General features: G+C 33.1%; 4 protein-coding genes. 2 read left to right on the top strand and 2 right to left on the bottom strand.

What is annotated here, in order from left to right; genetic code table 11:
- A partial coding sequence (gene trpS / locus HG1285_RS05435; RefSeq protein ID WP_008288396.1) for a tryptophan--tRNA ligase occupies window positions 1–1,134 on the top strand: 1,134 nt, incomplete at its 5' end.
- 148 nt (window positions 1,135–1,282) lie between these two features.
- On the top strand, window positions 1,283–1,819 hold the full coding sequence (locus HG1285_RS05440; protein WP_008288395.1) for a Uma2 family endonuclease: 537 nt from the start codon (window positions 1,283–1,285) through the stop codon (window positions 1,817–1,819).
- A gap of 25 nt (window positions 1,820–1,844) precedes the next feature.
- Here the strand turns inward: HG1285_RS05440 and gap are convergent, their stop codons facing one another.
- Both gap and HG1285_RS17700 read right to left on the bottom strand, forming a co-directional pair.
- Window positions 1,845–2,855: a type I glyceraldehyde-3-phosphate dehydrogenase gene (gap, locus tag HG1285_RS05445; RefSeq protein WP_008288394.1), complete on the bottom strand. Its 1,011-nt coding sequence runs from the start codon at window positions 2,853–2,855 to the stop codon at window positions 1,845–1,847.
- 13 nt (window positions 2,856–2,868) lie between these two features.
- A partial coding sequence (locus tag HG1285_RS17700; protein WP_008288392.1) for an ACT domain-containing protein occupies window positions 2,869–3,736 on the bottom strand: 868 nt, incomplete at its 5' end.

The following is a 3,736-nucleotide window of genomic DNA, read 5'->3' as shown; positions in this document are numbered from 1 at the left end:
TGGCATGCTCTTACAAATAAGTACAAAGACACAAAAGATTTAAAAGAAAATATAAAACAGATGATAATAGACTGGCTTGCCTGCGGGCTTAATCCTGAAAAAGCAACCCTTTTCGTACAGTCTGGAGTAAAACAGCACGCAGAGCTTTCACTTTTATTTTCAATGATAACTCCAAAAAGCTGGCTTGAACTTAATCCATCTTACAAAGATTTAAAATTTAATCTTTTTTATCAGTACTTAAGGGACTTTTTACTTGGAAAGCAGGTTAAAATAAATCAAGCCCCTCCACCAGAAAATTATGATAATGCTCTGGAAAAAGCTACAGGAAAGCAAAAAAATAAAATTTTTGAAGAGTATTTAAGGGAATCTTTTCACAGGGCATTTTATAATCAAAAAGGTATAAACTTTGGGTATTTAAAAGAAGTTCTTATTAAGTTTGGAATTAATAAAAAAATTGTTGAAGAAGCAGTTAACAATTTAGAAAGAGGAGATGTTGGAAAAGATATAGATACACTTGGATTTTTGGCTTATCCTGTCCTTCAGGCTGCAGATATTCTAATATATAAAGCACAGGGAGTTCCAGTTGGAGAAGACCAGCTTCCTCATATAGAACTTACACGGGAGATTGCAAGAAGGTTTAACAACCTATATGGTGAGATATTCCCTGAACCTGAGGCAATTTTAACAAAGGAAGCAAAGCTCCCTGGAATAGACGGCAGAAAAATGTCAAAATCTTACAACAACGCTATTTATCTTTCAGACAGCGAAGAAGAAGTAAATAAAAAAACAATGCAAATGAAAACTGACCCTCAAAGGATAAGAAGAACAGACCCTGGAAATCCAGATGTTTGCATAGTTTACGATTATCACAAAATATTTACAAAAGATGAAACTCTTTTAAAAGATATTGACAATAAATGCAGGAAAGCAGAGATAGGATGTACAGACTGTAAAAAAATTCTTGCTGAGAACATAAATAAATTTCTAAACCCAATAAGAGAAAAAAGGAAAGAAATAGAAAAAGATTACGAAAAATATGAAAAAGTTTTCATTGAAGGTACTTTAAAATGCAGAGAGATAGCTGAGAATAATATGAAAGAAGTCAGAAAAACGATGAACTTGTATGAGGTTTAGTGAAAATATATTTATTGACAGATAAAAATGCCAAACTTATATTGAGATTATGACGATGGAAATATTTATTTATGCTGTTTTAAGGGGTTTTTGAAATTAAAGGTTTTATAAATATGCTAAAAAAAACAGCATTAAAGAGGAAACTTTTATGCTATCTCAAAAGTATTTACCCCATTATACTTATGAAGATTATAAGAACTGGGAAGGCAGGTGGGAGCTTATAGAAGGAATTCCTTTTGCTATGTCTCCAGCTCCAGCTGTAAAACATCAACTTATAAGTAATAAAATAGCATGGCAATTGGAAGAACTTTTAAAAAACTGCAAAGAATGTAAAGCTCTTTTACCTGTTGACTGGAAAATCAGTGAGGATACAGTTGTACAGCCTGATAATCTTGTCATTTGTTATCCTTTGGAAAATAAACCCTATATAACTAAAGCTCCTACTCTGATTTTTGAGGTTGTTTCAAAATCAACGCAGGAAAAGGATGAAAAAATAAAGTTTGAGATTTATCAAAGAGAAGGAGTTAAATACTATATTCTTATTTATCCTGAGGAAAAACTTTCTAAGGTTTTTGAGTTAATTAATGGTAGGTATTCAAAACTAATAGATGCAACAGATGAAACTGTAGAATTTAACTTAAAAAATTGTCTGTTAAATTTTGATTTTTCTAAAATATGGGAATAAAAAAGGGGGCTTTTGCCCCTGTAGTTTATAATCCTTTATCTGCCATAAATAGTACTAAATCTTTTAATCTATTTGAGTATCCCCATTCGTTGTCATACCACGATGAAACATGAACAAGTTTTCCATCTATTACTTTTGTTGATAATGCGTCAAATATTGATGAGTGAGGATTCCCTACAATATCTTGAGAAACTATAGGGTCTTCTGTATATTCTAAAATTCCTCTCATCTCTCCAAGTGCGTAATCTTTGACTTTTGCATTAATTTCTTCTTCTGTAGTTTCTTTTTCAACAACAACAGTTAAATCAACAAGTGAACCGTCAGGAACAGGAACCCTTCTTGCAGTTCCATCTAACTTACCTTTAAGCTGTGGTAAAACTTCTCCGACAGCTTTAGCTGCTCCTGTAGTTGTTGGGATAATATTAACCGCTGCAGCTCTTGCCCTTCTTAAATCTTTGTGAGGAAGGTCTAATATTCTCTGGTCGTTAGTGTAGGCGTGAACTGTAACCATATATCCGTGAATTATGCCGAACTCTTTATCAAGTATTTTAGCTATTGGAGCAAGGCAGTTTGTTGTACATGATGCATTTGAAATAATGTGGTGTTCTGCAGGGTCGTACTGGTCTTCGTTAACACCAAGAACAACTGTTAAATCAGGATTTTTCCCTGGTGCAGAAATAATTACTTTTTTAGCTCCTGCCTGTAGATGTTTTCCGGCACCTTCTCTATCTCTAAATACTCCTGTAGATTCAATAACAATATCAACTCCAAGGTCTTTCCATGGAAGCTCAGCAGGGTCTTTTATAGCTGTAACTTCAATTGGTCTGTCATTTATAACTATTGCATTTCCTTCAGCTTTTATTTCTACATTATCTAAAACACCGTGAACAGAGTCGTATTTTAATAAGTGTGCGAGAGTATAGGCATCTGTTAGGTCATTTATTCCAACTATTTCAATATCAGGATTTCCAAGGCATGCTCTAAAAAAGTTTCTTCCAATTCTTCCAAAACCGTTAATTGCTACTTTTACAGGCATTTTATTCCTCCGTTTATAAGATTATTTCTTTCGCTTTTATTATCTCTGGTATTTCCTGTATCTCTTCTAATATAACTTTATTTAATTTGTCATCAAGTTGAAGTGCTCCAAGTGCTATTTTACCTTTTTCAATTCTTCCAAGTCTAAATCCTGCAATGTTTATTGAATGTCTTGCAAGTACTTCACCAACTTTTGCGATAACTCCGGGTACATCTTTATTCTCAAATACAAGAATAACTCCTTCAGGTTCAATGTCTATCCAGTATTTATCTATAAGCATTATTCTCGGTATTTTTCCATAAAATGCTGTTCCACCAACGACTCTTTCTTCTTCATCATTTTTTGCTGTTATTTTTATAAATTCTTTAAAGTTTTCACCTTCTTCTTTTGTAGTTTTCGTTATTGTTATCCCTCTTTCTTTTGCTATATATGGAGCATTAATTATATTTACAGGAATATCAAGGATTGGTGATAAATAACCTTTTAGGAAATAAGCTGTTATAGGTTCAACATGTTCTTTAATATCTCCTCTAACTTCAACCACAAGCTCTTTGAAGTGTCCACCTGCATATTGCGTTATGAAACTTCCGAGTTTTTCTGCAAGCTCAAGGAAAGCTTTAATGTTTGCAAGTCCTTCTGTAATTGTAAACGGTGCATTTACTGCAGTTTCAACAAATCTTCCTTTTAGTGCATTTATAACCTGCTGTGCTACTTTTACAGCAACGTTGTCCTGAGATTCGTAAGTATTTGCTCCAATATGAGGAGAAAGACTTATGTTGTCAAACTCAAAAAGTTTTCTGATTTTGTCGTCAGGTGGTTCTTTAGAAAATACATCAAGACCTATTCCTGCAAATTTACCTTTTTTCATAAACTCATACATA

The organism is Hydrogenivirga sp. 128-5-R1-1 (genome assembly GCF_000171895.1).
This window is presented reverse-complemented; position numbering and strand designations above follow the sequence as displayed.

Coding starts and splice junctions, on each gene's coding strand:
- HG1285_RS05440 (WP_008288395.1), top strand. CDS start 1,283: ATGCTATCTCAAAAGTATTTACCCCATTATACTTATGAAGATTATAAG.
- gap (WP_008288394.1), bottom strand. CDS start 2,855: ATGCCTGTAAAAGTAGCAATTAACGGTTTTGGAAGAATTGGAAGAAAC.